Genomic DNA, 25,965 nt, shown 5'->3' with positions numbered 1-25,965 from the left:
ACGACAGACGGGCCGCATACCGGCGCAGCCAGGGCCCAGGGACACGAATGGCGCGGGACGGTCCGGGGCATCCGTGGCCGAGGGGGCGGCTGCGGCTGCCTCCGGCGGATCGGAGGTGCGGGGCGTGGTCGCGTCAGGTGCTGCGATGTCGGCGGGTGCGGGTGCGGGTGCGGGTGCGGGTGCGGGCGCGGCCGGTGGGGCTGCTGCTGCAGGCGCTGCCGCCGCCGGTGCGGCGGTGATCCCCGTGGTCGCCGTGGCGCCCGGTGAGGCCGGGGCGCCGGGTGCGGTTGCGGCCGACGGTGTCGTGGCCGGTGGGGCGAGCCCGCAGGGCGCGTCCGCCGATGACGTGATCGCCGGTGCCGGGCCCGTCGCGCGGCCCGGGGAGCGGCCCACCGTACGGCTGCGGGACGGCGGGGAAGATGACGACGCCCCGCGATACGCGCCGGAGTGGCTGCAGTTGCGGGAGCCGGCGGACGCCGCCGCGCGGTCCTTGGATCTGCTGGACCCGTTGCGGATCAGGCTCGCCAACCTGCCCGGCCGGGCCTCCGGCGGGCTGGCCATCCACGACCTGGGGTGCGGCACCGGCTCGATGGGCCGTTGGCTCGCCGCGCGCCTCGACGGCGCCCAGCACTGGATCCTGCACGACCGCGACCCCTACCTGCTGCACTTCGCCGCCGTGGCCTCCCCCCGCGCGGCCGCCGACGGCAGCCGGGTCACCGTGGAGACGCGGCGCGGCGACGTCGCCCGGCTCACCCCGGACGCCCTGCTCGGCGCCTCGCTGGTCACCGCCTCCGCACTGCTCGACGTCCTCACCCGGGAGGAGATCGACACCCTCGCCGCCGCGTGCGTCGGGGCCGGCTGCCCGGCCCTGCTGACGCTCTCCGTGGCCGGCCGCGTCGACTTCACCCACGAAGACCCGCTGGACGCGGAGATCGCCGCCGCCTTCAACGACCACCAGCGGCGCGGCGGCCTCCTCGGCCCTGACGCGGTCACCGCGGCCGCCGAGTCCTTCGCCGAGCGCGGCGCGACCGTACGACTGCACCCGAGCCCCTGGCGGCTCGGCCCCGACCAGCCCGCGCTGACCGGACAGTGGCTGCGCGGCTGGGTCGGTGCCGCCGTCGAGCAGCGGCCCGAACTCGCGCCCCGCGCCGAGAAGTACCTCGCCGAACGCCTCGCGGCCTGCGCCGCCGGGGAACTGCGCGTCACCGTCCACCACAGCGACCTGCTGGCGCTGCCCCGGCCGACGGGCGGGGCCTCATGAGGGTGGAGGCGAGCGCACCGGTCGCCTCGGCCGACCCCGCCGCGACCACGTTCCGGGTACGGGACGACGCGGCCGTGTCCGAGGCCCGTATCGGCGTGATCGTCTCCGAGCCCCACCAGGCCGAGGGCACCACGACGGCACCCCGGTCCCGCGCCCGCCTCCGCACCCACCTGGGTACGGCCGCCGGTGTCGCCATCCTCGCCGTGCTGCTGTGGCGGATGGGCACCGGTGTCTTCCTGGACGGCCTGCGACGGATCGACGTACCGACGCTGCTGCTGGCGCTCGGGATCGGCGTCGCCACCACCGTGCTCAGCGCGTGGCGTTGGGCGCTCGTGGCCCGCGGCCTGCGCATCCGGTTGCCGTTCGGCGCTGCCGTCGCCGACTACTACCGCGCGCTGTTCCTCAACGCGGCCCTGCCCGGTGGCGTCCTCGGCGACGTACACCGGGCGGTACGCCACGGACAGAGCGAGGGCGACCTCGCGCGGGGCGTGAAGGCCGTGGTCCTGGAACGCACCGCGGGGCAGCTCGTGCTGGTTGTCGCAGGAGTGACGGTCCTGCTCACCGTGGACTCCCCGGTACGGCAGGACGTGCGCGGCCTGGTCCCGCTGTTCGCGCTGGCCGGGGCGGGCGCCCTCGCCGTGGTCCTCGCCCTGCGGATGAACCGCTCGTCGTCCGCGTCCCGTCGGGGCCGGGCCCTGCGCGGGATGCTGGCCGAGGCGCGTGAGGGGCTGCTGTCCCGGCGCAACGGCCCGGGCGTCCTGGTGTCGTCCGTCGCCGTCCTGGCCGGTCACGTCGCGATGTTCGTGCTCGCCGCCCGGGTCGTCGGCTCCGCCGCCTCGGTCCTGGCGCTGCTGCCCCTCGCCGTCCTGGCCCTGCTCGCCATGGGCCTGCCGCTGAACGTCGGCGGCTGGGGTCCCCGGGAGGGTGTCACCGCCTGGGCGTTCGGCGCCGCCGGGCTCGGCGCGGACACCGGACTGGCCGTGGCCGTCGTGTACGGAGTGCTGAGCTTCGTCGCCGCGCTGCCGGGCGCCCTCGTCCTGGTCGCCCGCTGGTACACCGGCCTGCGCGCCGGCTCCGGGGCAGCCGCGGCGCCCACCGGGTCGGCGGATGCCGGATCCGCCGGGTCCGTGGTCGCCGTACCGGCCCTGCCGGAGGCCGACGTGTCCGCCGCCGGGTCCGGGGCCGTCGTGTCGGTCCCGGAACCTCGCTCGGCGGCGGCCCGGGGCGGTGCCTACGCCCGCCCGGTGTCCGTCGACTCGTCCGCCGAAGTCAGCAGCGAGAAATACGAGTTGAAGGAATCCGCGAAGCTCGCCAGCAGTTCCTTCCCCTTTTCCGCGGAACCGAGGGAGGGACGGCCGATGACGCCCGAATCGGTATAGGCGGACATTCCCACGGTGAGGAGATGACGGCGGTCGTCCGCGACGAAATCGGCGGACTCGTAGCCGGGCCGGATCAATTCGGGGTGGGCGTGCAGAAGGATGGAGGTCTCGATCTCCCCGGCGTGCATGTCGGTGAGCAGCGAGGTCACCACCCCGGCCCGCTCCCGCGCCGCCTCCCAGTCCTCCGGGGCCGGGAAGAGCGCCATCCGCTCACCGCGCGCGGAGGCCTCCTGGACCACGTTGCCCAGGACGTAGTTGCCGCCGTGCCCGTTGACGACCACCAGGGCCTCGACGCCCGAGCGGCGCAGCGACGCCGCGATGTCCTGTACCACCGCGTGAAGGGTCACGGAGGAGATGCTGACGGTTCCCGGCCAGTCCGCGTGCTCGTGCGAGCAGCCGATGGTCACCGGAGGAAGGAGGTGCACGGGATACGTGGCGGCGATCTCCCGGGCGATGGCACAGGCCACGAGCGTGTCGGTGGCCAGCGGCAGATACGGGCCGTGCTGTTCGAAGCTTCCGACCGGAAGGATCGCGACCTGCGTTGAGACGACCGCGCCTCGCGTCCGTACGTCTTCGGTAGTGTCCGCCGGCACCAGACCGTACGCCTCCGACCCTATGCCCGAACCACTCATCTCTTCACGGCCTTTCGTCTCTGCTTAGGAACCCAGATCATGACAGAAAAAATTGGTGTACTCGGCAAGAAGTCACCGCAGCGCACGGGTGTGGAACGCGTCGTGAATGCCCCACTGCCCACCGTCTACGGGCAATTCCAGGCGGTCGGTTACCTCGACCACGACCGCGGCGACGAACAGGTGGCCCTGGTCTACGGCGACATCGGCACGGACGGCGTCCTGACCCGGCTGCACTCCGAGTGCCTGACCGGTGACGCCTTCGGCTCCCAGCACTGCGAGTGCGGCGACCAGTTGGCCTCGGCGCTGCGTGCGGTCGTCGCCGAGGGCAGCGGGATCGTCGTCTACCTCAGAGGGCATGAAGGGCGCGGCATCGGCCTGCTCGCCAAGCTGCGCGCGATGGCCCTGCAGGCGGAGGGTCTGGACACCGTCGAGGCCAACCTCGCCCTGGGCCTGCCGGTGGACGCCCGCGACTACGGCGTCGCCGCGGAGATGCTGAAGGACCTGGGCGTTCGGTCCGTGCGTCTGATGTCGAACAACCCGCGCAAGCGCGACGCGCTGACGCAGAACGGCATCCAGGTCGCCGAGCAGGTTCCGCTGCTCATACCGCCGTGCGAGAGCAACATCACCTACCTCAGGACCAAGCGGGAGCGCCTCGACCACCACCTGCCCCACCTGGACGCGGTGGCGCACTGGTCCTGACCCGGGTGCGGGCGGTTTCCTGGAAGTACGTTTCCGGCCCCGGCACCATGGCCGGCGCCGCTCGCCGTACAGGCGAGTGAGCCGAAGGGGCACGCCGGTGTCGAGAGGCCGACCGCGCGGAGGCCCGAAGGGCTGAGCACGGTCGGCCTCTCGACACCGGCAACAGGCGCCCCGGAGGCGAACCGAGCCACAAAAAAAGGAGGGCCGCCCGAGTGAACACACATGCCTCGGTCGTCGTCATCGGCGGTGGTGTGATGGGCACCAGCATCGCCCACCACCTGGCCGCCGCGGGCGTCCGTGACGTCGTTCTCGTCGAACGCGACGAACTGGCCGCCGGGTCCACCTCGAAGGCCGCGGGCGGGGTGCGGGCGCAGTTCTCCGACGCACTCAACATCCAGCTCGGGGCGCGCAGCCTGGAGGCGTTCGGCCGGTTCGGCGAGGAGTTCGGACAGGACATCGGTCTGCGCCGGGTCGGCTATCTGTTCCTGCTGTCGACGCCCGAGGAGGTGGCCGCCTTCGAGGCGGGCGTCGCGCTGCAGAACTCCCTCGGCGTGCCCAGCCGCATGATCACCCCGGCCGAGGCCCGCCGCCTCTCCCCGCTGATCAGCACCGACGGCCTCCTCGCGGCCGCCTACTCGCCGGACGACGGCCACTGCACGCCCGAAGCCGTCGTCCACGGCTACGCGGCCGCCGCCCGCGGACGCGACGTGCAGATCCTGCGCCACACCGCCGTCACCGGCATCGAGTTGCGAGGCGACACCATCACCGCCGTCGTGACCACCCTCGGCCGGATCGCCACGAACACGGTGATCTGCGCGGCCGGCGCCTGGTCCCGGGCGATCGGCGCCATGGTCGGCGTGGATCTGCCGGTGCAGCCGCTGCGCCGGCAGATCGCGGTCACCGAAGCAGTGGCCGGACTGCCGCCCGAGCTGCCCATGACCATCGACTTCGCCAGCAGCCTCTACTTCCACGCGGAGGGACCCGGTCTCCTCGTCGGCATGTCCGACCCCGACGAACGGCCCGGCTTCGCCACCGACGCCCACGACCGCTGGATCCCCCGACTGGCCGCTGCCATGCAGCGCCGCGCCCCCGCCCTGCTCGACACGCGCCGCACCGGCGGCTGGGCGGGCCTGTACGAGGTCACCCCGGACCACAACGCACTGATCGGCGAGGCGACTTCGGTATCCCGTTTTCTGTATGCCACCGGCTTCTCCGGGCACGGCTTCCTCCAGGGACCGGCCGTCGGCGAGGTGATCCGCGACCTGTACCTGGGCCGCGTACCCTTCGTGGACGTCAGCCCCCTGAGCGCCGGCCGGTTCGCGGCCGACGCCCCGCGTCCGGAGGTCAACTGCGTATGACGGAACTCCATCTGTGGCTGCGCCACGAGGTCCGCACCACCGAGCGGCGCACCCCGATCGTCCCCTCCGACGCCCGGCGGCTCGTGGAGGCCGGAGTGGCTCTGACCGTCGAGGAGTCCCCGCAGCGGATCTTCCCCGTGGAGGAGTACGAGGCGGTCGGCTGCCGTGTCGCCCCCGCGGGCTCGTGGGTGTCGGCGCCGCGCGCCGCCGTCGTCCTCGGCCTGAAGGAACTCCCCGAGAACCCCGCTGAACTGACGCACCGCCACATCTTCTTCGGGCACGCCTACAAGCGGCAGCCCGGAGCCGCCGAGCTGCTGCGCCGGTTCGCCGCCGGGGGAGGGGCGCTGCTCGACCTGGAGTACCTGGTCGACGACGAGGGTCGCCGGCTCGCCGCCTTCGGCTTCTGGGCCGGCTATCTGGGCGCCGCCCTGGCCGTGCTCCAGCACCGCGGCCGTCTCGTGGCGCCGCTGCGGCCCACCGACAAGGACGAGCTGGACGACACGCTGCGCGCGGCTGCCGGGGACGCTGGGGATGCGGACTTCACCGCGCTCGTGATCGGCGCCCTGGGCCGCAGCGGCCGCGGGGCGCGGGTCGCGTTCCACGCTGCCGGGATCGAGCCCACCTGCTGGGATCTGGCCGAGACCCGCGCCCTGGACCGCCGCGCCCTGCTGGACCACGACGCCCTGGTCAACTGCGTCCTCGCCACCACCCCGGTGCCGCCCTTCGTCCGCGAACAGGACCTCGACGACCCCGCCCGTCGACTGCGCACCCTCTCCGACGTCACCTGCGACGTCGGCTCGCCCCTCAACGTCCTGCCGGTCTACGACCGCACCACCGAGTGGACGGACCCGGTACGGCGGCTGCGCAAGGAACCCCCGCTCGACCTGATCGCCATCGACAACCTGCCCTCCCTCCTGCCCCGCGAGTCCAGCGTCGACTTCTCGGCGGCCCTGCTGCTCCAGCTGCTCGACTTCACCACCGGCGGCCCATGGGGGCGCTGTCTGGACCGGTTCCACCAGGCCTGCCGTGAACTCGGCATCGAGCAAGGGGAGTTCCGCAATGACTGAGCCGGTTCCCGCGAGCGGCACCGTCCACTGGATCGGCGCCGGACTGTCCACCGGCAGCGGCCTTTCCGCGCTGTGCGCCGACACCGCGCGCGTACGGCTGTGGCACCGCACCGAGGAGCGCGCGGCCGAGGCCCTCGGCCGGCTGGGCCTCACCGGCCGCGCCGAGCCCCGCGCGTACACGCTCGACGCGCTGACCGCGGAGCTGGCTCCCGGGGACGTCGTCGTGTCGATGCTGCCCGCCCCGGAGCACGCGTCGCTGCTGGCGGCGTGTGTGCGGCGGCGGGCCCACTTCGCCTGCTCCAGCTACGTTTCGGACGCCGTCGTCGAGCAGGTGCCCGAGGCCATGGCGGCCGGGGTCGTCGTGCTGACCGAGGCCGGGCTCGACCCGGGCATCGACCACCTCTTCGCGCACAGCCTCGTCGCCCGCGCCCGGGAGGCGATCGGAGACGGCACGGCGGCGTCGTACGAGCTCACCTCGTACTGCGGGGGCATCCCGGCCGTCCCCAACGACTTCCGCTACCGGTTCAGCTGGGCACCCCTCGGTGTCCTCAACGCCCTGCGTTCGTCCGCCCGTTACATCGAGGACGGTGCCGAGACCGTCGCGGAGCGGCCCTGGGAGGCCACCCGCCCGCACGTCGTCGGCGGCGAGACCTTCGAGGTCTACCCCAACCGTGACAGCGTGCCGTTCGTCGCCCAGTACGAACTGCCCTCCGCGTGGAAGCCGTCGCACTTCGTACGCGGCACCCTGCGCCTGGACGGCTGGCTGCGGGCCTGGGAGGCGGTGTTCGAGCAGCTCAAGGCGGGCGACGACGCCCGGATCGCCGCACTGGCACGGGAGCTGGCGGACACCCACCCCACCACGGACGCCGACCGCGACCGTGTGGTGCTCGCGGTGTCGCTGGACGTGCGGGCTGCCAACGACCGTACATGGTCCGGAAGTTACCTCCTGGACCTGGAGGGCGACGCGCAGGAGAGCGCCATGGCCCGCTGTGTCTCCCGCACCCTCGCCCTGGGGGTCCGCCACATCCTCGACGGCTCCCTGCCACCCGGGCTGAGCCGCGCCGCCGAGACGGCGGCCCGGTCGCAGGAGTGGCTCGGTGAACTCGCCCGGGAGGGAGTGGAGTTCACTCTGAGCGCCCAGGAGTGACCTCGGGCCGGGGTCAGTCCGTGATCGCCTCGTGCAGCAGTCGCTTGAGCTCGGGATAGAGCTTGAGCGACTTCCTCGGTCGCAGCTGCGTCAGGAACTGGAAGGTCAGATCACGGCCGGGGTCGACCCAGAACGTCGTCGTGGCCACCCCGCTCCAGCCGTAGGTGCCGAGGCCGGACGGGGCCTGGGTGCGCTCCGGGTCGATCACCACGGAGACACCGAGGCCGAAGCCGACGCCGTCGTTGCCGGGTTCGTCGTGGGCGGGGCGGCTGCCGACCTCGCGCAGGTCGGCGCCGCCGGGCAGGTGGTTGCTCGTCATCAGGTCCACGGTCTCGGTGGCGAGCAGACGGATGCCGTCGAGTTCGCCGCGCCGCCGCAGCAGCTCCATGAACCGGTGCATGTCGTGGGCGGTCGCCACCATGCCGCCGCTGCCCGACAGGAACCGGGGGCGACCGAACAGCGGGAGCCCCGCGATCGGTTCGATGCCGCTGTCGGTGTCGCCGTACAACTCGGCCAGCCGCCCGGCCTGTTCGTCCGTGACCTGGAACCCGGCGTCGGTCATGCCGAGCGGGCCGAAAATCCGCTCGGCGAGGAACACGTCCAGCGGCTTGCCGGAGACGACCTCGATGACCCGGCCCAGGACGTTGGTGGCCACCGAGTAGTTCCACTGCGTCCCCGGCTCGAACTGCAACGGCAGTCGCGCGTACGCCTCGACGGTCCCGGCCAGGTCCGAGCCCGGCAGCACCGCCGACTCCAGACCGGCCTCGCGGTAGAGGGCGTCCACGGGGTGGCAGTGGTAGAAGGCGAAGGTCAGACCCGCGGTGTGGGTCATCAGGTGCCGCACGAGTATGGGCTGTTCGACCGGGCGGGTCCGCATCCCGGCACCCGAGCCGTCGACGTACACCCGCTGGTCGGAGAAGGCCGGAAGATGGTCGGAGACCGGGTCGTCGAGCGACAGCGCGCCCTCCTCCACCAGCATCAGCGCGGCGACGGACGTGACCGGCTTGGTCATGGAGTAGATGCGGTACAAGGTGTCGGACTCGACCGGGAGACCGGCAGTGACGTCACGACGACCGTACGTGGTGAGGTGGGCCACGCGGCCGCCGCGGGAGACCGCCGTGAGGAAACCGGGCAGCCGCCCCTCGTCGACGAGGCGGGCGACGTACCGGTCGAGGCGGCCCAGCGCCCTCGCGTCCAGCCCGACCTCGCTCGGGTCGACCTCTTGTCGCAGCTGTGCCATCGCTCTTTCCTCCGTTGCGTTCGTCGAGGTGCGCTCGGGCATACCCCGCCCGGACGGCCTCAGACTCATCGTCCCGCAGGAACACCTGAGCGGTCCCCCACATCGCCGTGATGTGTGATCGTCGCGACAGCGCGCCCCGGCAGCGCGCACCCGGCCGCCGCCCCGACCAGGGCCACGGCGGCCAGGGCGAGCAGAGGCAAGCGAGCCGTGCCGAGCCCCATGAGCAGGGCCGCCATGGCCACGCCCAGCACCGGCCCGACGTTCATCGCGGTCTGCTGCAACCCGCCCGCCACCCCGGCCGACTCCACGGGAGCCCGCCGTACGACGACATGGGTGGCCGCCACCATCACGGTGCCGAACCCGGCGCCCAGCAGCGCGAAACCGGCGCACAGCGCGGGCACGTGCGCCGCCCGGGCGAGCACCAGGACGCCGAGCGCGAGCACGACCGTCGCCCCCACCGTCGTACGACGGGCACCGGCCCGGCGCAGCAGCACCGGACAGGCCGCCGCCGCGACCACCATCAGCGCGGCCAGCGGCACGCTGACCAGGGCGCTGTGGAACGCGTCGAGGCCCAGCTCGCCCTGCATGACGTGGACGCACGCGAACAGCGTGCCGTTCAGGGCGGCCGACGCGGCGACCAGCACCCCGAGCGCCGCACTCACGTCCGGTACGCCGACGACGTCCGACGGCACGAGCGGGCTCACGGTACGCCGCTCGTGCCGGACGAGGACGACACCGGCGACCACGGCCACGGCCAGGCCGAGCCCGCCGGCCGGAGGCCGCCCGGACGCCGGGAGCGCGACGAGGGTGTGCACCAGACAGGCGAGGCAGAGCGTGAGGAGCACGGCACCGGGCAGGTCCAGACGGGGCGCCCCGCTGCCGGCGGGCTTCGGCGCGTTCCTGACGGTGAGGGCGAGCACGCCGAGCACCAGGGCCGGTACCACGGTGAGGAAGAACACCGCCCGCCACCCGAAGCCCGTCACCAGGGCTCCACCGACGACCGGCCCCATGGCGGCCGCCACACCGATGCCGGCGGTCCGCACGGCGAGGGGCCGCCGCAGCTGCTCCGGCGGGTATGCGGCCCGCAGCATCCCGAGCGTGGCCGGCTGCGACAGCGCGCCGAACACGCCCTGCACGACCCGCAGTCCGATCACCCAGCCGACCCCGGGGGCGAGCCCGATCCCCGCCGAGGCGAGCCCGAAGCCGACCATGCCGACACCGAAGGTCAGGTCGTGCCCGTACCGGTCGCCGAGCCGGCCCGCGAACACCAACAGGCCCGCCACCGCGATGAGATACCCGGTGCTGGTCCACTGGACCTGGGTGAGGGAGGCGTCCAGGTCGTGCCGCAGGGTGGGCTGCGCGACGACGAGCACCGTGCCGTCCAGGGCGACGATCACTGCTCCGGCCACGCTGCTCGTCAACGTCAGCGCGCGGTTCACCGACCGTCCTCCGGCCCGAGGTGCGCGTCCAGGGCCGTCCGCAGCAGCGGTACGAAGTCCTCGGCGCCGGTGGCCAGTTGGAGGCTGCCCCAGCCCCACAGCTGGGCGATGCCGTGCAGGTTCGCCCACAGCGCGCCCGCGACGGCCCGGGCGTCCACGTCGGGACGGGCCCGTCCGACCAGCTCCACCAGCACCCCGAAGAGCGGAAGACTGGTGTCGCGCAGCCCCAGATGGCCGCTCTCCAGCAGGTCATGACGGAACATCAGCTCGTACATTCCGGTGTTGCCGAGCGCGAACTCCAGGTACACCCGCCCGAGCTCCGTCAACTGCGTGCGCGCAGTCGCCGTACCGTCGCCGACCGCCGCCGCGGCCCGCCGGCCCAGGTCGGCGAAGCCGCGGCGCGCGATGGCCGACAGCAGTTCCAGGTGGGTGGGGAAATGCCGGCGGGGCGCGCCGTGCGAGACACCGGCCCGCCGGGCGATCTCCCGCAGGGTCAGGGCCTGGGCGCCTTCGCGGGTCACCAGGTCCACGCCGACGTCGACGAGCCGGGCGCGCAGCCCTGGTTCGGATGAGGTCATAGACACTGTCTACCAGCGGCGGGTGGACAGTGTCTACTCCCTTGGGGAATCGCGGCTCGGCGGGACGGGTTGTTGCAGGCATGACTCAGGACGCGAACCAGAACGCACTGCTCGCGCTGCTCTCCGAGGGCCGCACCGGGGTGCTGGTCACCCTCAAACGCGACGGCCGCCCCCAACTGTCGAACGTGAGCCACCACTACGACCCGGAGGAGGGGATCGTCCGGATCTCCGTCACCGACGACCGCGCCAAGACTCGCAACCTGCGCCGGGACCCGCGGGCGTCGTACCACGTGACCACCCCCGGCCACCGTGCCTACACGGTCGTCGAGGGCACGGCCGACCTCACGCCCGTCGCGAAGGACCCGTACGACGAGACCGTCGAGGAACTGGTCCGCCTCTACCGCGACGTCCTCGGCGAGCACCCCGACTGGGACGACTTCCGGGCCGCCATGGTCAAGGACCGCCGTCTGGTGGTGCGGCTGCGGGTGGAGCGGGCGTACGGCATCCCCAAGGGCGCCCAGGCCTGACCGGGCCGCCGGTGTCACGACACCGGTGCCGGGAAGCCGTGCCTGCGCGCGCCCGTCACCTGCGAGGACCGGCAGGAGCAGCACGAGCACGCTCCATGGGAACGCGGTCGCGCCGACCTGGCCGAGGAGGATTCCGCCGACCGCTCCGCCGCCGGCCATCGCCACGTTCCACAGCGTGACCAGCATCGCCTGCGCGGGCTCCGCGCGTTCGCCGCCCGCCTCGGAAAGTCCCGCCTGCGCTGCGACGCCCGGCACGCGCGCTCGCCGCGCGGTTCGGATCGCCCACGTACGCCCAGTACGCGGGCGACCCTCCGCCGTGATGGCTTGGATTCCTCCAGCCGACCCTGCCCGGCCGCCCTACGCTGCGTAAGGCGAGATGACGGGGCGACCGGGGTGACCGGGGCCACGGGGACGACGGGGGACGAGGAGACCGACGGGGACGAGGAGAGGGATCGGAGGCCCGATGGCCACACCGCTCAGCGCTGCCAGACTGCTCGCCGCACTGCTCGCCGAAGGCTGCACCGTGCACGAGGTCCGCAGCTGGCGGACCCACAACCGCAACGGTGTGGGCGCCTGGGGCCCGGTGTACGGCGTGATGGACCACCACACCGCTACCGGGCCCGGAGTCGACGTCGTCGACCTCATCTACGACGGCCGCAGCGACCTGCCCGGCCCGCTGGCCACCGGCTGCATCACCAAGGACGGCGTCGTCCACCTCGTCGGCAACGGCCGCGCCAACCACGCCGGCGGCGGCGACGGGGCCGTACTCGCCGCCGTGCGCGCGGAGTCGTACGGCGACCGCCCGCCCGCACCCCACCAGCACGAGGGCTCCGGCGGCGCGGTCGACGGCAACCGCCACTTCTACGGCTTCGAGTGCGAGAACCTCGGCACCGGCAAGGACCCGTGGCCGCGCGTGCAGTACGTCGCGATGGTCAAGGCCGACGCCGCGATCTGCCGCGCCCACGGCTGGAGCCACAAGAGCGCGATCGGCCACCTGGAGTGGAGCGACTGGAAGCCCGACCCACGCGGCTTCGCCATGAAGGACTTCCGCCGTGATCTGGCCGACTGCCTGGCACTGCCGGCGGGCCACTGGGAGAAGGAGGACCCCATGCCCCTCTACGTCAACCTCGGCATCGACGCGCCCTTCGCGCTCAGGCCCGGCGGCGACTGGGACGCCATCGAGTTCACCGCCGAGTGGACCGACGAGCCCGGCGGCCACGCCAACGACGGCTCCGTCTTCGTCCGCGGCCCGGCCCGCTTCACCGGCGCGATCAACCTGCGCGTCTTTGGCCTCGCGGCCGGCCGTGTCCTTCAGATCCGCCAGTCGGAGGTCGACTCCACCGGCGGGTACGTCACCGACCATCCCATCGGCGAACTCATCGGCACCGCCGGCGAGACGTTCGGCACCTTACCGATCACCGGTCGCATCGGCTCCGGCCGCCAGATGCGCATCCGGCTGAAGGCCTTCGAGACGGTGCCGGTGCGGGTCACCAGCGCGGTGCTGAAGGTCCTGGTCTGGAAGGAGGGCTGACCATCGCGGTCACGCCGTGCGGAACCACGTCCGGGCCAGCGCGAGCAGTGTTTCCTCGGTGGGGGTGCCCAGTTCCCGCATGTACCAAGGGAGGTTGCTGTACACGTGCAGCAGCGTGTACGCGAGCAGCACCCTCGGCTCGAAGGCGTGTCCGTACGCGTTGGCGAGGCGGCCCATCAGTTTCGGGTCGCCCCGGGTGACGAACAGGCCGACCCCGACGAAGTCGTACGCGCGGTCGCCGATCATGGCCGGCTCGAAGTCGAAGAGCCCCGTCAGACGCCACCCGTCGGGGTCGACGAGGAAGTGCTGCCGCATGATCTCGGTGTGCAGCAGGGAGCGGCGCGGAGCGGGCGGCAGGGGGACCGCGGCGAGGAACTCCGGGATCTGCTCCAGCCAGACGGCCGGCAGCCCGTGTCCGCGCTGCCGTTCCACGGCTTCTCGGCGACGGCGGTCCGTGAAGGCGCCCCAGCTGCCGGGCCCCAGCACGTCCTCCAGCGGAGTGGGGTCAAGGGAGTGGAGTACGGCGAGAAGCCGGCCGATGTCGGCGACGAGCCGTTCACGGTCGGCCTGCGGTACGCGCTTCCAGGCGTGGGCGAGGTTCTCGCCGGGAAGCCGCGACATCAGGACGTACCGCCAGCCGTTCTCGTACGCCCCGAAGTCCTCCACCCGTGGCGTCGGCACCGGCAGCAGACCGTGGAGATGGGACAGCACACGGCCTTCGGCGAGGCCGTCCCGCGCGGCGGTTCCGGGGAACAGTTTGAGGACGAGGTCGTCACCGACGGCGTAGACCGGCTGCGACCCGTCCGGGAAGCGGGTCAGCGGTGCGCCCGCCAGACCGAGGCGCCCGCAGAGGTCCTCCGCCCCCGCCCGCATCACCGTCTCGTCGGGAACGACCGCGTCCCACTCTTCGTCTGTTTCCACCGGAGGCAGCATGATCGAGACCGTAGGACGACTGGTTGTCGGAGGGCAACGTATTTCTGACGTTCAGTGCGCGTACGCGTGCGCGACGTCAGGAGCTGCTGAGGACGACCAGTTGCCGGGTCGCGCGGGTCATCGCGACATACCGGTCGACCGCCCCTTCGACGCCCTTGCCGAACTCCTCCGGGTCGATGAGGACGACCAGGTCGAACTCGAGGCCCTTCGTCAGCTGCGGGGTCAGCGAGCGGACGCGGGACGTCGCCGGCCGGAACGTGGGATCGCCGATGACACAGGCGATCCCCTCGGCGTGCGCGGCGAGCCAGGTGTCGAGGACCGAGTTCAGATCCGAGGCGGAGCCGTGGAGGACGGGGACCCCGCTGCTGCGGATGGAGGCCGGCACGTTGGCGTCCGGGAGCACGGCCCGGATGACCGGCTCGGCCTCCGCCATGATCTCCTCCGGCGTACGGTAGTTGACGCTCAGTGAGGTCAGGTTGATCCGGTCGAGCCCGACCCGCTTCAGCCGTTCCCGCCACGACTCCGTGAAGCCGTGCCTGGCCTGCGCGCGGTCCCCGACGATCGTGAAGCTGCGGGACGGGCACCGCAGCAGCAGCATCTGCCACTCCGCGTCGGTCAGTTCCTGCGCCTCGTCCACCACGACGTGCGCGAACGGGCCGGCGAGCAGGTCCGGGTCGGCGACGGGCAGTTCGGCGTCGTCGACCAGACTGACCTTGGCGTCCTCGCCGCGCAGCATCGTCACCAGGCCTTCGCCGTCGTCTCCGTCGGCGCCGGAGTCGGCCACGGCCCGGATCAGGTTGTCGACGACCTGGTCCATGCGCTCGCGCTGGGCGGCGAGGACGGCCTTGTGCCGGCGCGTGCGCCTCGCCGCCTCCGGGTCGCCGAGCCGCTGCCGAGCCGCGTCCAGCAGCGGCAGGTCTGACACCGTCCAGGCCTGGGCCTGCGGGCGCTGCAGCAGCGACACCTCGTCGGGCCCGAGCCAGGGAGCGCACATCCGCAGGTAGGCGGGCACCGTCCACAGGTCTCCGACCAGGTCGGCCGCTTCGAGCAGCGGCCACGCGCGGTGGAACGCCGCCGCCAGTTCCCTGTTCTGCAGCAGCGACTTTCGCAGCAGGGCGGGCGGGGCGTCGCCGTCGTGCTTGTCCATCAGGATGGTCAGCAGTTCCTCCCAGACCTGTTCGCGCGCCTCGTTGTGCGGGGTGCCCGGCTCCGCCGCCTCGAACGCCACAGCCCAGTCGTCGGCGGTCAGCCGCACGTCGGACCAGTGGGTCGTGACCGTCATCCCCTTGGCGGGCGGCTCCTCGTAGAACGCGACGGCCCTCTCGATCGCCTTCACCAGGTCCGCGGACGACTTCAGGCGGGCCACCTCCGGGTCGGCCTCGACCGTCGCCGCGGCTCCCTCGGCCACGAGGTCCCGCAGGGTGCAGGTCTGCACGCCCTCCTCGCCGAGGCTGGGGAGGACGTCGGCGACGTAGGCCAGGTAGGGCCGGTGCGGACCGACGAACAGCACACCACCCCGGCGGTGACCGAGACGCGGCTCGGAGTGGAGGAGATAGGCGGAACGGTGCAGGGCGACGACGGTCTTCCCCGTACCGGGACCGCCGTCGACAACGAGAGCGCCGCGGGAGCCCGCGCGGATGATGGCGTCCTGGTCGGCCTGGATGGTGCCGAGCACGTCACGCATCCGTGGCGAACGGTCGCTGCCCAGGCTGGCGATGAAGGCGGACTGGTCGTCGAGCGCGGCGTGCCCGACGACCCCGTCCGAGGTGAACACCTCGTCCCAGTAGTCGCTGATGCGGCCGCGGGTCCAGCGGTACCTGCGGCGGCTCGCCAGGCCCATCGGGTTGGCGTGGGTGGCTCCGAAGAACGGCTCGGCCGCTGGGGAGCGCCAGTCGACCAGCAGTCGGCGGCCCTCGCTGTCCGTCAGGCCGAGCCGCCCTACGTACACGGGCTCGGCGTCGTCCGCGCCGACCATGTGCCCGAGACACAGGTCCAGACCGAAGCGGCGCAGCGCGCGCAGCCGCGCGGTCAGCCGGTGGATCTCCGTGTCCCGGTCCATCGCCTGCCGGCCCAGGCCGCCGGGCGCCCTGCGCTCCGCGTCGAGGCGGTCGGACAGTTCGGCGATCGACTGCTCGAGACACTCCGCGATGGCCGCGAAGTGCTGCTCGTCGCCGGCGATCAGCTTCGGGTCGGCCTTGGGGGAGAGGCGGTCGGGGAGGTCGAAGGCACTGGTGGGCAGGGGGGTCACGTCATCAGCTCCGATGATGAGGCCGCTGTTGCGGCCGTGGCGCACGGCAGGACATCCGGCTCCGGCGCCGGTGCGGTCCGGTCTGGGTCGGGTCGGATCGGTCCGTTTCGGCGATCCCGGGCGGTTCACGCGGGCACGGGCGGCTTCTCCCGTCCGACCATGTCGAACAGCAACTCGGCGGCCACCGCCGCGCCGTCGGTGCGGATCTCGTCGGCGACCGCCCTCGCTCGCGCGCGGGTCTCGGGGGTCAAGGCTGTCGCGAGCGCCGCCGACAGGGACGCGAAGGTCGGGGTCGGCCCGTCGTGTGCCGCGCCGATGCCCAGGTCGGCCACCCGGCCTGCCCAGTACGGCTGGTCCGCCGACTGGGGGACCACCACCTGAGGCGCGCCGGCCCCGGTCGCCGTTGTCGTGGTGCCCGCGCCGCCGTGGTGCACGACCGCGGCCACCCGGCGGAACAGCGCCTGATGGTTGGCCTCGTCGACGGCGAAGCAGTCGTCCTGACCGTCGACCAGGGCAAGGTCGGCCCAGCCGCTCCCGACGACGATGCGGCGGCCCTGTGCGCGGACCGCCTCGATGGCCACCTGTGCGACGTCCGTCGAGGCGTGCATCGGCATACTGCCGAAGCCCACGTACACCGGTGGCGCGCCGGCGTCCAGGAACGCAGCCAACTCGGCCGGGAGCGGGCGCTCGTCCGGCAGGGTCCACGCGCCGGTCTGGACGACGTCGAGGTCCGGCGTCTCCCGCCACGGGTCCAGGACCGGGTCGGTCGCCAGCCACGGCCGGTCGCCGATGACGTATGCGCGGACGTGGTCCACGGGGGGCAGGCCGACCGCCGCCCGGTTCGTGTTGAGCGCCTCGCCGAACAACGCGTCGATACTCTCGGCGTCCAGGTCCCACAGCACCCGGTTGTCGGTCACCTCAGGCGGGAACGGCCGCCCCTGATACGCCAGCGGCCGACGGTGCGGCGCCGGCAGCGTCAGCTGCTGGAAGGTCACGGACACGGAGCGGATGCCCAGCATCTCGGCCACCGACAGCGCACCGGCCGCGGCCGGCATCATCCCGGTCGCCACCAGCACGTCGCATCCCGCGGCCGCCGCGGTGACCGCGTCGAACTGCCCGGCGATCACCTCGGCCGCGCGCTGGGGCAGGCCCGACGCCTGCGGTGCCTCCTTCGTCCACGCCCGCGCCGACCGGCTGACGGGCACCAGTGGCACGCCCACACCACCCAACCGCTGCGCGAAGTCCTCATCCGGTGGCGCGCACACCCGCACCTCCGCACCGCGTTCCCGTAACCTCACCGCGAGCCCCACTAGTGGTTCGACGTCCCCTCGCGACCCATACGTCGACAACAACACACGCACTGAGCGACTCCCGTTTCCGCAGGTCATGACTTCAGGCGGGCAATTCTGCGGCACGACGGGGGTCTTGCCGCAAGCCCCCCGGTGCGCTATACGTTGAGAGTGGAAAGGAGTGGGTACTCCCCTTTCCCCTCCCCAGTCTTAGGCCCCCGGCCCCACGACCAACGCCCGATGTCGTCCCACGACCAACGGCCGATGTCTGCGGCCTCTCCCGAGCCTACGCTGACCGGGCAACGCCCTGGACGAAGAGGAGAGGCCCTCATGCCCGTCGACGGTCGCAGTCACATCCGCGTCGCCCGTCCTTCCCGCGACCTCGCCGCGGCCGAGCGGTTCTGGGTGGAGGGGCTGGGGCTGGGGGTCGTATGGCGGGCCGAGGGCGGGGCGGAGCCCGGGGAGCACGATCTGCTCATGGTGGGGTGGCCGGACGCCGACTGGCATCTGGAACTCGTGCACGAGGCGGCCCACCCCGTCGAACCCCGGCCCACCGAGGAGGATCTCCTCGTCGTGTACGTCGACGGGCCCGTGCCGGAGGATCTGGTGGCCCGCCTCGAGGAGCACGGCGGGAAGCGGGTCGAGTCGCCCAACCCGTACTGGAACGAGTGGGGTGTGACGATCGAGGACCCCGACGGGTACAGGCTGGTGCTGTGCCGACGGGGCTGGTCCAACCAGTAGGCGGGCGCCGAGGGGTGGGGAACCCCCGGCGCCAAGGCTTCGTTCGTGGAGCGGTCAGGCCGTCACCGTCTCCGCCTGGGACTCCTCCCGCCGTGCCCCCTCGCCGAGTCGCTCCGTCGGTACCGTCGCGGTCTCGCGGGCCGACAGCGCGGCGACGACCGGCGGGACGCACAGGGCCGCGGTGAACAGGCCCACCGCCGACCAGTCGTCGCCGTCCGGGCCGGCGATCTGCGCGGCGAAGGTGACCGCGAAGCCGGCGACGGCGAAGCCGATCTGCGTGCCGACGGCCATGCCGGACAGCCGAACGCGGGTCGGGAACATCTCGCCGTAGAAGGAGGGCCACACGCCGTTCGCGGCGCTGTAGACGACACCGAAGGCGACGAGGCCCAGCAGGAGGGTCAGGGGGTAGGAGCCGGTCGAGATCGCCCAGAGGTAGGCGAACATCGCCACCGCGCTGCCCGCGGCGCCGATCAGGTACACCGGACGCCGGCCGACGCGGTCCGACAGCGTGGCCCACAGGGGGATCGCTGCCAGCGCGACGAGATTGGCCAGCGCGCCCACCCACAGCATCGAGGAGCGGCTCATCCCGACGGAGTCGCTCGTCGCGTACGCCAGCGCCCACACCGTGAAGATCGTGCTGACCGAGGCGATGAGCGCCCCCGCGATCACCCGCAGCACATCCGCCCAGTGCTCGCGCAGCAGCACCGCCAGCGGCAGCTTGGCGACGCCCTTGCCCGAGGCCTGCTGCTCGGCGAAGACCGGGGTCTCCTCCAGGGTGCGCCGGATGACGTAGCCCACGACCGCGACGGCGACGCTCAGCCAGAACGGGATCCGCCAGCCCCAGGACAGCAGTTGGTCGTCGGGGAGCGCGGCGACCGGGATGAAGACCAGCGTGGCGAGGAGCTGTCCGCCCTGGGTGCCGCTGAGCGTGAAGCTGGTGAAGAAGCCGCGCCGGTGCGGTGGCGCGTGTTCCAGGGTCATGGAGTTGGCGCTGGCCTGCTCGCCCGCTGCCGAGATCCCCTGCAGCACACGACACAGGACCAGCAGGGCGGGAGCGAGGGTGCCGGCCTGGGCGCGTGTGGGCAGACAGCCGATGAGGAAGGTCGACAGCCCCATGAGGATCAGCGTGAAGACCATGATCTTCTTACGGCCGGCCCGGTCGCCGAAGTGCCCGAGGAACAGGGCGCCGACGGGACGGGCGGCGTACGCGACCCCGAAGGTGGCCAGCGACAGCAGGGTGGCGGTCGCCGGGTCGGACTCGTCGAAGAAGATCTCGGGGAAGATCAGCGCGGCGGCACTGCCGTAGACGAAGAAGTCGTAGTACTCCAGGGCGCTGCCGATCCAGGCCGCCGTGGCGGCTTTCTTCGGCTGGCCCGTGGGCGGGGATGCGGCGGGGACGGACACGGCGTGCTCCTTGTGAGCGGAGGGGGAGGTGCCGGATCTCGGCTAATTAACCCACTGGGTAGTTAGTCGCGGTGGGTGGGATGGTGCGCCGTCGTTTCCCCGGGTGTCAAGAGGTCGCGCACGGCGCGCTCACTGCGCTGAGCGCTCGGCCGTCAGGTAGGCGATCACCATGTCGCCCAGCATGGCGCGGTAGTGCTCGCGCTGGGCCGGGTCCACCAGGTCACGGCCGAACAGCGCGCCGAAGGTGTGCCGGTTGGCGACCCGGAAGAAGCAGAACGAGCTGATCATCGCGTGCAGGTCGACGGCGTCGACGTCGGCCGTGAACAGGCCGGACTCCCGGCCCGACGCCAGGATCCGGCGGATCACGTCGAGTGCGGGCGAGCCGATCCTGCCGAGCTTCTCGGAGGCCGCGATGTGCTCCGCGCCGTGGATGTTCTCGATGCTGACCAGGCGGATGAAGTCAGGGTGCCGCTCATGGTGGTCGAAGGTGAGCTCGGCCAGGCGCCGGATGGCCGCGACGGGGTCGAGGTGGTCGACGTCGAGGCTCTGCTCGGCCTCGCGGATCACGCCGTACGCCCGCTCCAGGACGGCCGTGAACAGCTGTTCCTTGCCGCCGAAGTAGTAGTAGATCATCCGCTTGGTGGTGCGGGTGCGGGCGGCGATCTCGTCCATGCGGGCCCCGTCGTAGCCGGCCCGGGCGAACTCCTGCGTGGCGACGTCGAGGATCTCGGCCTGGGTGCGGGCGGCGTCACGGATGCGCCCGTTCGATGCTGCCGGTTCGTCGACGCTGGTCATCGGGTTCCTTCGGGCGTAGGGCCTGTGCCGGTGATTGTAGAAGCCCGGCCGTGGGGGAGGCCCGGCACGTGTGCGTCACCCGGAGAGGGGTTCCCAGGAGCGCGTTCCGGCTGCTATGACTAACTCACCAGTTCGTACATTGTTGAGCGGCTCGGGAGGCCATGTGCCCAAGGACTCGTATCTCGTCGGGCTGATCGGCTCCGGTATCGGCCCCTCCCTGAGCCCGGCGCTGCATCAGCGCGAGGCGGACCGGCAGGGCCTGCGCTACCTCTACCGGCTGATCGACATCGACACGCTCGGGGTCCCGCCCGAGGCGGTGGGCGACCTGGTGCGGGCCGCCCGGGACCTGGGCTTCGACGGGCTGAACATCACCCACCCCTGCAAGCAGCTGGTCGTCCCGCATCTCGACGCGCTCTCCCCGCAGGCCGAGGCGCTCGGCGCGGTCAACACCGTCGTCTTCGACGGCGGACGCGCGGTCGGCCACAACACCGACGTCACCGGCTTCGCCGCCTCCTTCGCGCGCGGCCTGCCCGACGTACCGCTGGAGCGGGTCGTGCAGCTGGGCGCCGGCGGCGCGGGCGCGGCCGTCGCGCACGCCACGCTCACCCTCGGCGCCGAACGGGTCACCGTCGTCGACGCGCTGCCCGAGCGGGCCGCCGCCCTCGCCGCGTCCCTGAACCGGAGCTTCGGCGCGGACCGGGCGGCCGCCGCGGCCCTGGACCACCTGCCCCGCCTCCTCGCCGAGTCCCACGGCGTCGGCGGCCTCGTCAACGCGACCCCCACGGGCATGGCCGCCCACCCCGGACTGCCCCTGCCCGCCGAGCTGCTGCACCCCCGGCTGTGGGTCGCCGACGTGGTCTACCGGCCGCTGGAGACCGAGCTGCTGCGCACCGCCGGCGCGCTGGGCTGCGCCACCCTCGACGGTGGCGGCATGGCCGTCTTCCAGGCCGTCGACGCGTTCCGTCTGTTCACCGGCCGGGAACCCGACAGCGCACGGATGCTCGCCGTGTTCGCCGAGCTGGCCGGGGCCGTGAAGGCCCCCAAATAGAGACCAGGACAGAGAGGTACCGAGGTGCGCACGTCCATCGCCACCGTCTCCCTGAGCGGATCCCTCACCGAGAAGCTCACCGCGGCCGCCCGGGCCGGCTTCGACGGTGTCGAGATCTTCGAGAACGACCTGCTCGCGAGCCCCCTCACCCCGGAGGAGATCCGCGTCCGCTGCGCCGACCTCGGCCTCGGCATCGACCTGTACCAGCCGATGCGGGACATCGAGGCCGTGCCCGCCGACGAGTTCGCCCGCAACCTGCGCCGCGCCCGCCACAAGTTCGAGCTCATGGGCAGGCTCGGCGCGGACACCGTCCTCGTCTGCTCCAGCGTCCATCCGCGCGCCGTCGACGACGACGCGCTCGCCGCCGAGCAGCTGAGCCGACTCGCCGACCTGGCGCAGGAGTTCGGCGTCCGCGTCGCATACGAGGCGCTCGCCTGGGGACGCCACGTCAGCACGTACGACCACGCCTGGCGCATCGTCGACACCGCAGACCACCCGGCGCTCGGCACCTGCCTGGACAGCTTCCACATCCTGTCCCGGACCTCCGACCCGGAAAACCTCGCGGGCATCGAGGACATCCCCGGCGAGAAGATCTTCTTCCTCCAGCTGGCCGACGCCCCGCTGCTCGCCATGGACGTCCTGCAGTGGAGCCGGCACCACCGATGCTTCCCCGGCCAGGGCGGCTTCGACGTCGCCGGGCTCGTACGACACGTGCTGCGCGCCGGCTACGACGGGCCGCTCTCCCTGGAGGTCTTCAACGACGTGTTCCGGCAGGCCGAGGCCGGCCCGACCGCCGTGGACGCCCGCCGTTCACTGCTCGTGCTCGGGGAGGAGGTCGGTCTCGCCGCCCTGCCCGCGCCCACCGCCCCCACCGGCATCGCCTTCGTCGAGCTGGTCACGCCCGACGCCGCACCCGTCTCCGCCCTCCTCACCGCGCTCGGCCTCACCCGCACCGCCCGCCACCGTGGCAAGCCCGTCGAGCTGTGGGAGCAGGGCGAGGCCCGGGTCCTGGTCAACACCGGCCCGGCCGCCGTCCCTCACTCGCGGTGTCGCTCGAGCGGGGGGACCCCCATCGACGGCACCTGCCTCGCCGCGATCGGCCTGGAGTCACCGGACCCGTCCGCCGCCGCCCGCCGCGCCGAGGCCCTGCTCGCCCCCGTCCTGCCGCGCCGCCGCGCCCCCGAGGACGCCCCGCTCGACGCCGTCGCCGCCCCCGACGGCACGGAGCTCTTCCTGTGCGCGACGGGCCGGCCGGGGTTGCCGAACTGGCGGGCGGACTTCGAGGACGTCACGCGGGCTCCCGCGGTCGTCGGGGGTACGGTCCGGATCGACCACCTCTCCCTCACCCAGCCCTGGCACCACTACGACGAAGCCGTCCTCTTCCACCGCGGCGTCCTCGGCCTCGACGCCCAGGAGAGCGTGGACGTCGCCGACCCGTACGGTCTGCTGCGCAGCCGCGCGGTCACCAACGCCGACGGCAGCGTCCGGATCCCGCTCACGGTCGGCGCCTCGCCCGGTGACGACACCGCGCAGGCCCGGCACATCGCGCTGGCCACCGACGACGTGGTCGCCGCGGCCCGCCGCTTCACCGGGGCCGGTGGCCGCCTGCTGTCGATCCCCGCCAACTACTACGACGACCTCGCGGCCCGCTTCGAGTTCGCCGAGGGCGAGCTGGAGACGTATCGCGAACTCGGCATCCTCTACGACCGGGACGCACGGGGTGTGTTCCGGCACTGCTACACCCACACCGTCGGCAGGGTCTTTTTCGAACTCGTCCAGCGCGACGGCGGCTACCAGGGCTACGGCGCCGCGAACGCACAGGTGAGACTGGCCGCCCAGCACGCGGCCCGCTGACCCGCCGCCTCACTGCCGGCTGACGGTCCTGGTCACGCCCGCGACGACCGTCGTGGCCAGGATCCAGCCGGTGACGATGAGGACGTACGACAGCGTCTGGTACCAGCCGGTCGGGGCGAACGCGGACTCCTGCCCGAAGGAGATCACCGGCAGCAGCAGGTCGAGGGTGTAGAAGACCGGGTCGAAGCGGGGCGCCTCGGACGCCTTGAGCGCGGGCGGGTGGTGCGTGGCGTACGCGACCGAGCCGACGGCGAGCAGGGACAGCAGCCAGACGGCGGCGCGCAGCGGGCGGAAACCGTAGCCGACGGCCGCGTCCTGGAGGTGGCCCCACACGCGGCCGTACCAGGGGAGCGTGGACCGGCGGCGGCGCTGCTTGGCGAGTTGGACGAGCCGGGCGGCCTGGTCGTCGCCGATCCGGCGGTACGCGGTCGTCAACTGCTCGTAGGCGTGCGGGTCGAACCCCTCGCCGTCGCGCTCCAGCATCGGCAGCCGGCGTTCGGCGGGCTCGTGCGGGGTGAGGAAGGTGTAGGTGAGGTCGAGCAGCCGCACCTGGTCGGGCAGCATCTCCGGCTCCACGTCGAGCTGGTTGATCTCGGACCGGCGCAGGTTCAGCAGCCCCTCGACCCGAGGGCCCCGGCGCAGCCAGAACTCGCCGATCACACAACTGCTGGCCCGCAGGGCGGTGCCGCCGGGGTTGGACAGGTGGGCGTCCAGCAGATCCACGCGGCCCGGTATCCGGGCGCCGCGCAGGTCGATCCGGCCCTGGGCGCGCAGCCGTCGGCCCAGCAGGTTGGCACCGATCTCGACGGCCTCCGCATCGAGCACCTGGGCGCCGGGGTTGCTCAACTCGGCGTCCTCCAGGTCGAGCGAGCCGGCCACGCCGGCGCCGTCGAGCCGGATCAGACCGTGCGCGCGCAGACCCCGGGCGCACAGGTCGTCGTCGACGGTGATCTGGTTGAGCTGGAGCACGGGATGGGTGGGCGCCTCCACGTCGACCTCCACACCCTCCAGGAACAGCGCGCCCGCGATCTGTGCCCCGTCCAGCCGCACCGGCCCGCCGAACCGGCACCGCGTCAGCCGCAGGCTGCCGTCGATCCGGGCCCGGGTCACCGACAGGCCGGGCATCTCGGAGTCGCGCAGGCTGAGGTAGCGCAGGTGGGCACCGATGAAGTCGGGGGCGGCCTCGAAACGGCAGTGGGTCAGGTGGATCACGCTGTCCACCGCCGCGTACCTCAGCTCCAACGAGCCCGTGACGAGGGCTCCCCTGATCTTGAGGGCCGCTATCTCCCCCGGTTCATGGGGCCCGTTGAGCAGCAGTGCCCGCAACACCTGCGCCCGGACGGTCCGCTCAGCGCCCCACTCGTGGCTACCATCACGGAAGTCCACCTCGGCACCGGTGGCGAAGGCCCGCCAGAGGCGCTGTTCGGCCGGTGTCAGCTCGTTGATCTCCATCAGCGGGGACTCTGACGTGACCGCCTACGGCTGTCAATGCCACGATGTCCCACCTGTCACGGACGACGGCCGTCAGGAGGAGGACCGATGGGCGAGGACACGCGGGGCGGTGCCTGGTCGGGGTGGCGTGACCGGACCGTCGACATCCCCGGAGCCGGAACCGGTACGCCCGTCCCGGTGGAGTTCCGCGGGGGCATCACGTCCGACTTCGAACTGGTCGCGATACGGACGAGTTCGTACCGACAGCGCGTCAGAAAACCCCTCGCCAGAATCCGCCGACGCGGCCCCTCACACCTCGTGCTGCCCGCCGACTGCGACGCCGTCGGAGTCCGCCGCATCCGCTACCGGGAGGGCGCCGGCGGCTTCAGCGGCTGGAAGCTGCGGGTGGTGGAGGCCGACGCCGTACCGCCGCTCCCCGCCGAGGCCACCGAGGTGAAGGGCACCGGGACCTTCGGCTACTTCGCACCCAAGCCGTACTACGAGTACGCCCCGGTCCTGCGCTACGACTTCGTCGACGTCCCGGGAACGCTCACCTACACCCCGGCCGACGGCGGCGAACAGCTCGTCCGTCTCACCTCGGCCGTCGACCAGAGCGGCAGCCTGCGGCTCCCGCGGCACGGATACGTGACCTTGTCCTCGTCGGGGAGGTGGCGCGTCTTGGCGCGCTGAGCCCGTCGTTCAGCGGCTGATGGTCACACCGTGTCCCCGACCGGCTGCCGGATCACCGTCCTGAGCCGTTCGGGTGCGGTGCGCCGGGGGTCGCGGAGGTAGATCTCGTGGTGCTTGCCGGACAGTGCGTATCCCTGTTCGGCGATGAAGCCGTGCAGGGCGGCGACCGTCGGTGCCTCGGCCGCGTACGGACCCACGTGCATGATCTGGGCCACGAGCCCTTCGGCGAACGGCGAGAACCGGAGCCGGGGGAGCGCCTCGGCCTTCTTGCGGAGCTTTTCGGTGCCGAGTGTCTCCGTCACCAACTCCGCTGTCACGGCAGGCGGTTGGGCGATCATCATCGTCCACTGCCAGTCCTGCTTGCGCTCGACGGAGAACTCGGCCATGTCCGGCACCCACCACAGGCCCTCCAACGGCATGACCTTGTAGTCGAGCCCGGACGCGCCCCGTTTGATCGTGAACTTCAGGGCATACGACGCCGTGTACAGCGCCTCGACCGCCGCGCGGTAGTCGTCGGACGTGTTGGGGTCGCCCTTGCCGTCGATCATCAGGTAGTTGAGGTCCGGGATCCGCGCGAGCACCGCCCTGCCCACCGGGGGCCGATAGGCGTCCTTGAGTTCCTTCACCAGATCAAGTGGCTGCATGAGGGCCTCCTTGGAGCAACCTACCGTGGC

Annotated in this window: 22 protein-coding genes and 2 pseudogenes; 12 read left to right on the top strand and 12 right to left on the bottom strand. The window is 72.5% G+C overall.

Annotated elements, in window-relative coordinates:
* Positions 1–145: 145 nt before the first annotated feature.
* Both AC067M_RS18595 and AC067M_RS18590 read left to right on the top strand, forming a co-directional pair.
* Positions 146–1,261 carry a hypothetical protein gene (locus tag AC067M_RS18595; RefSeq protein WP_478698068.1) on the top strand — a complete coding sequence of 372 codons (1,116 nt, stop codon included), beginning with the start codon at positions 146–148 and terminating at the stop codon, positions 1,259–1,261.
* Positions 1,258–2,226 (top strand): annotated as a pseudogene (locus AC067M_RS18590) (lysylphosphatidylglycerol synthase transmembrane domain-containing protein); the annotation flags it as partial. The gene AC067M_RS18595 and the pseudogene AC067M_RS18590, both read left to right, overlap by 4 nt.
* Before the next feature lie 266 nt (positions 2,227–2,492).
* Here the strand turns inward: AC067M_RS18590 and AC067M_RS18585 are convergent.
* A complete protein-coding gene (locus tag AC067M_RS18585; protein ID WP_478698067.1) occupies positions 2,493–3,272 on the bottom strand; it encodes a creatininase family protein in 780 nt (259 codons plus the stop codon).
* A gap of 39 nt (positions 3,273–3,311) precedes the next feature.
* Between AC067M_RS18585 and ribA the strand changes: the two genes are divergently transcribed.
* From ribA to AC067M_RS18565, 4 genes are all read left to right on the top strand, one after another.
* Positions 3,312–3,971: a GTP cyclohydrolase II gene (ribA, locus tag AC067M_RS18580; RefSeq protein ID WP_393618450.1), complete on the top strand. Its 660-nt coding sequence runs from the start codon at positions 3,312–3,314 to the stop codon at positions 3,969–3,971.
* A gap of 212 nt (positions 3,972–4,183) precedes the next feature.
* A complete protein-coding gene (locus AC067M_RS18575) occupies positions 4,184–5,329 on the top strand; it encodes an NAD(P)/FAD-dependent oxidoreductase (protein WP_478698066.1) in 1,146 nt (381 codons plus the stop codon).
* A complete protein-coding gene (locus tag AC067M_RS18570) occupies positions 5,326–6,396 on the top strand; it encodes a saccharopine dehydrogenase (RefSeq protein ID WP_478698065.1) in 1,071 nt (356 codons plus the stop codon). Before AC067M_RS18575 ends, AC067M_RS18570 begins: the two co-directional genes overlap by 4 nt.
* The gene (locus AC067M_RS18565; protein WP_478698064.1) at positions 6,389–7,543 is read left to right on the top strand and encodes a saccharopine dehydrogenase family protein; all 1,155 of its coding nucleotides are present in this window, start codon (positions 6,389–6,391) and stop codon (positions 7,541–7,543) included. Before AC067M_RS18570 ends, AC067M_RS18565 begins: the two co-directional genes overlap by 8 nt.
* Positions 7,544–7,556: 13 nt before the next feature.
* Here the strand turns inward: AC067M_RS18565 and AC067M_RS18560 are convergent, their stop codons facing one another.
* The 3 genes from AC067M_RS18560 to AC067M_RS18550 all read right to left on the bottom strand — a co-directional run bounded on the left by AC067M_RS18560 (position 7,557) and on the right by AC067M_RS18550 (position 10,800).
* Entirely contained in the window at positions 7,557–8,783 is a 1,227-nt protein-coding gene (locus AC067M_RS18560; RefSeq protein WP_478698063.1) for a serine hydrolase domain-containing protein, read from the bottom strand.
* 65 nt (positions 8,784–8,848) lie between these two features.
* A complete protein-coding gene (locus tag AC067M_RS18555) occupies positions 8,849–10,222 on the bottom strand; it encodes an MFS transporter (protein ID WP_478698062.1) in 1,374 nt (457 codons plus the stop codon).
* Complete coding sequence (locus AC067M_RS18550; RefSeq protein ID WP_478698061.1) at positions 10,219–10,800, bottom strand: TetR/AcrR family transcriptional regulator; 582 nt, start codon at positions 10,798–10,800, stop codon at positions 10,219–10,221. Before AC067M_RS18550 ends, AC067M_RS18555 begins: the two co-directional genes overlap by 4 nt.
* A gap of 80 nt (positions 10,801–10,880) precedes the next feature.
* On the opposite strand from AC067M_RS18550, the gene AC067M_RS18545 reads away from it, so the two are divergent.
* The gene (locus AC067M_RS18545) at positions 10,881–11,327 is read left to right on the top strand and encodes a PPOX class F420-dependent oxidoreductase (protein ID WP_478698060.1); all 447 of its coding nucleotides are present in this window, start codon (positions 10,881–10,883) and stop codon (positions 11,325–11,327) included.
* A 14-nt stretch (positions 11,328–11,341) separates the two neighbouring features.
* On the opposite strand, the pseudogene AC067M_RS18540 reads toward AC067M_RS18545, so the two are convergent.
* Positions 11,342–11,549, bottom strand: a pseudogene (locus AC067M_RS18540) (MFS transporter); the annotation flags it as partial.
* A gap of 241 nt (positions 11,550–11,790) precedes the next feature.
* Between AC067M_RS18540 and AC067M_RS18535 the strand changes: the two are divergent.
* On the top strand, positions 11,791–12,858 hold the full coding sequence (locus tag AC067M_RS18535; RefSeq protein ID WP_478698059.1) for an N-acetylmuramoyl-L-alanine amidase: 1,068 nt from the start codon (positions 11,791–11,793) through the stop codon (positions 12,856–12,858).
* 9 nt (positions 12,859–12,867) lie between these two features.
* On the opposite strand, the gene AC067M_RS18530 is transcribed toward AC067M_RS18535, so the two are convergent.
* The 3 genes from AC067M_RS18530 to AC067M_RS18520 all read right to left on the bottom strand — a co-directional run bounded on the left by AC067M_RS18530 (position 12,868) and on the right by AC067M_RS18520 (position 17,427).
* Positions 12,868–13,791 carry a phosphotransferase family protein gene (locus AC067M_RS18530; protein ID WP_478698058.1) on the bottom strand — a complete coding sequence of 308 codons (924 nt, stop codon included), beginning with the start codon at positions 13,789–13,791 and terminating at the stop codon, positions 12,868–12,870.
* 76 nt (positions 13,792–13,867) lie between these two features.
* Positions 13,868–16,039, bottom strand: coding sequence for an RNA polymerase recycling motor ATPase HelR (gene helR / locus AC067M_RS18525; RefSeq protein ID WP_478698057.1), 2,172 nt, complete (start codon positions 16,037–16,039; stop codon positions 13,868–13,870).
* 125 nt (positions 16,040–16,164) lie between these two features.
* Positions 16,165–17,427, bottom strand: coding sequence for a glycosyltransferase (locus AC067M_RS18520; protein WP_478698056.1), 1,263 nt, complete (start codon positions 17,425–17,427; stop codon positions 16,165–16,167).
* Positions 17,428–17,658: 231 nt separating this feature from the next.
* Here AC067M_RS18520 and AC067M_RS18515 point away from each other — a divergent pair, with 231 nt between their 5' ends.
* The gene (locus tag AC067M_RS18515) at positions 17,659–18,069 is read left to right on the top strand and encodes a VOC family protein (RefSeq protein ID WP_478698055.1); all 411 of its coding nucleotides are present in this window, start codon (positions 17,659–17,661) and stop codon (positions 18,067–18,069) included.
* A 54-nt stretch (positions 18,070–18,123) separates the two neighbouring features.
* Here AC067M_RS18515 and AC067M_RS18510 read toward each other — a convergent pair whose 3' ends face one another.
* Positions 18,124–19,473, bottom strand: a complete 1,350-nt coding sequence (locus tag AC067M_RS18510; protein WP_478698054.1) for an MFS transporter — start codon at positions 19,471–19,473, stop codon at positions 18,124–18,126.
* Positions 19,474–19,602: 129 nt separating this feature from the next.
* Positions 19,603–20,268, bottom strand: a complete 666-nt coding sequence (locus tag AC067M_RS18505; RefSeq protein WP_478698053.1) for a TetR/AcrR family transcriptional regulator — start codon at positions 20,266–20,268, stop codon at positions 19,603–19,605.
* A gap of 163 nt (positions 20,269–20,431) precedes the next feature.
* Here AC067M_RS18505 and AC067M_RS18500 point away from each other — a divergent pair, with 163 nt between their 5' ends.
* Positions 20,432–21,316: a shikimate dehydrogenase gene (locus AC067M_RS18500; protein ID WP_478698052.1), complete on the top strand. Its 885-nt coding sequence runs from the start codon at positions 20,432–20,434 to the stop codon at positions 21,314–21,316.
* Between the two features lie 24 nt (positions 21,317–21,340).
* Positions 21,341–23,170 carry a bifunctional sugar phosphate isomerase/epimerase/4-hydroxyphenylpyruvate dioxygenase family protein gene (locus tag AC067M_RS18495; RefSeq protein WP_478698051.1) on the top strand — a complete coding sequence of 610 codons (1,830 nt, stop codon included), beginning with the start codon at positions 21,341–21,343 and terminating at the stop codon, positions 23,168–23,170.
* Positions 23,171–23,179: 9 nt separating this feature from the next.
* Here the strand turns inward: AC067M_RS18495 and AC067M_RS18490 are convergent, their stop codons facing one another.
* Entirely contained in the window at positions 23,180–24,622 is a 1,443-nt protein-coding gene (locus AC067M_RS18490) for a membrane-associated oxidoreductase (protein ID WP_478698050.1), read from the bottom strand.
* Between the two features lie 87 nt (positions 24,623–24,709).
* On the opposite strand from AC067M_RS18490, the gene AC067M_RS18485 reads away from it, so the two are divergent.
* Entirely contained in the window at positions 24,710–25,291 is a 582-nt protein-coding gene (locus AC067M_RS18485) for a hypothetical protein (protein WP_478698049.1), read from the top strand.
* 23 nt (positions 25,292–25,314) lie between these two features.
* On the opposite strand, the gene AC067M_RS18480 is transcribed toward AC067M_RS18485, so the two are convergent.
* Complete coding sequence (locus AC067M_RS18480) at positions 25,315–25,935, bottom strand: GyrI-like domain-containing protein (RefSeq protein WP_478698048.1); 621 nt, start codon at positions 25,933–25,935, stop codon at positions 25,315–25,317.
* Positions 25,936–25,965: the final 30 nt, after the last annotated feature.

This window comes from Streptomyces sp. NPDC043427, from assembly GCF_056436655.1.
Note: the sequence above shows the minus strand (reverse complement) of the source record. Positions and strands in the feature narration are given on the sequence as shown.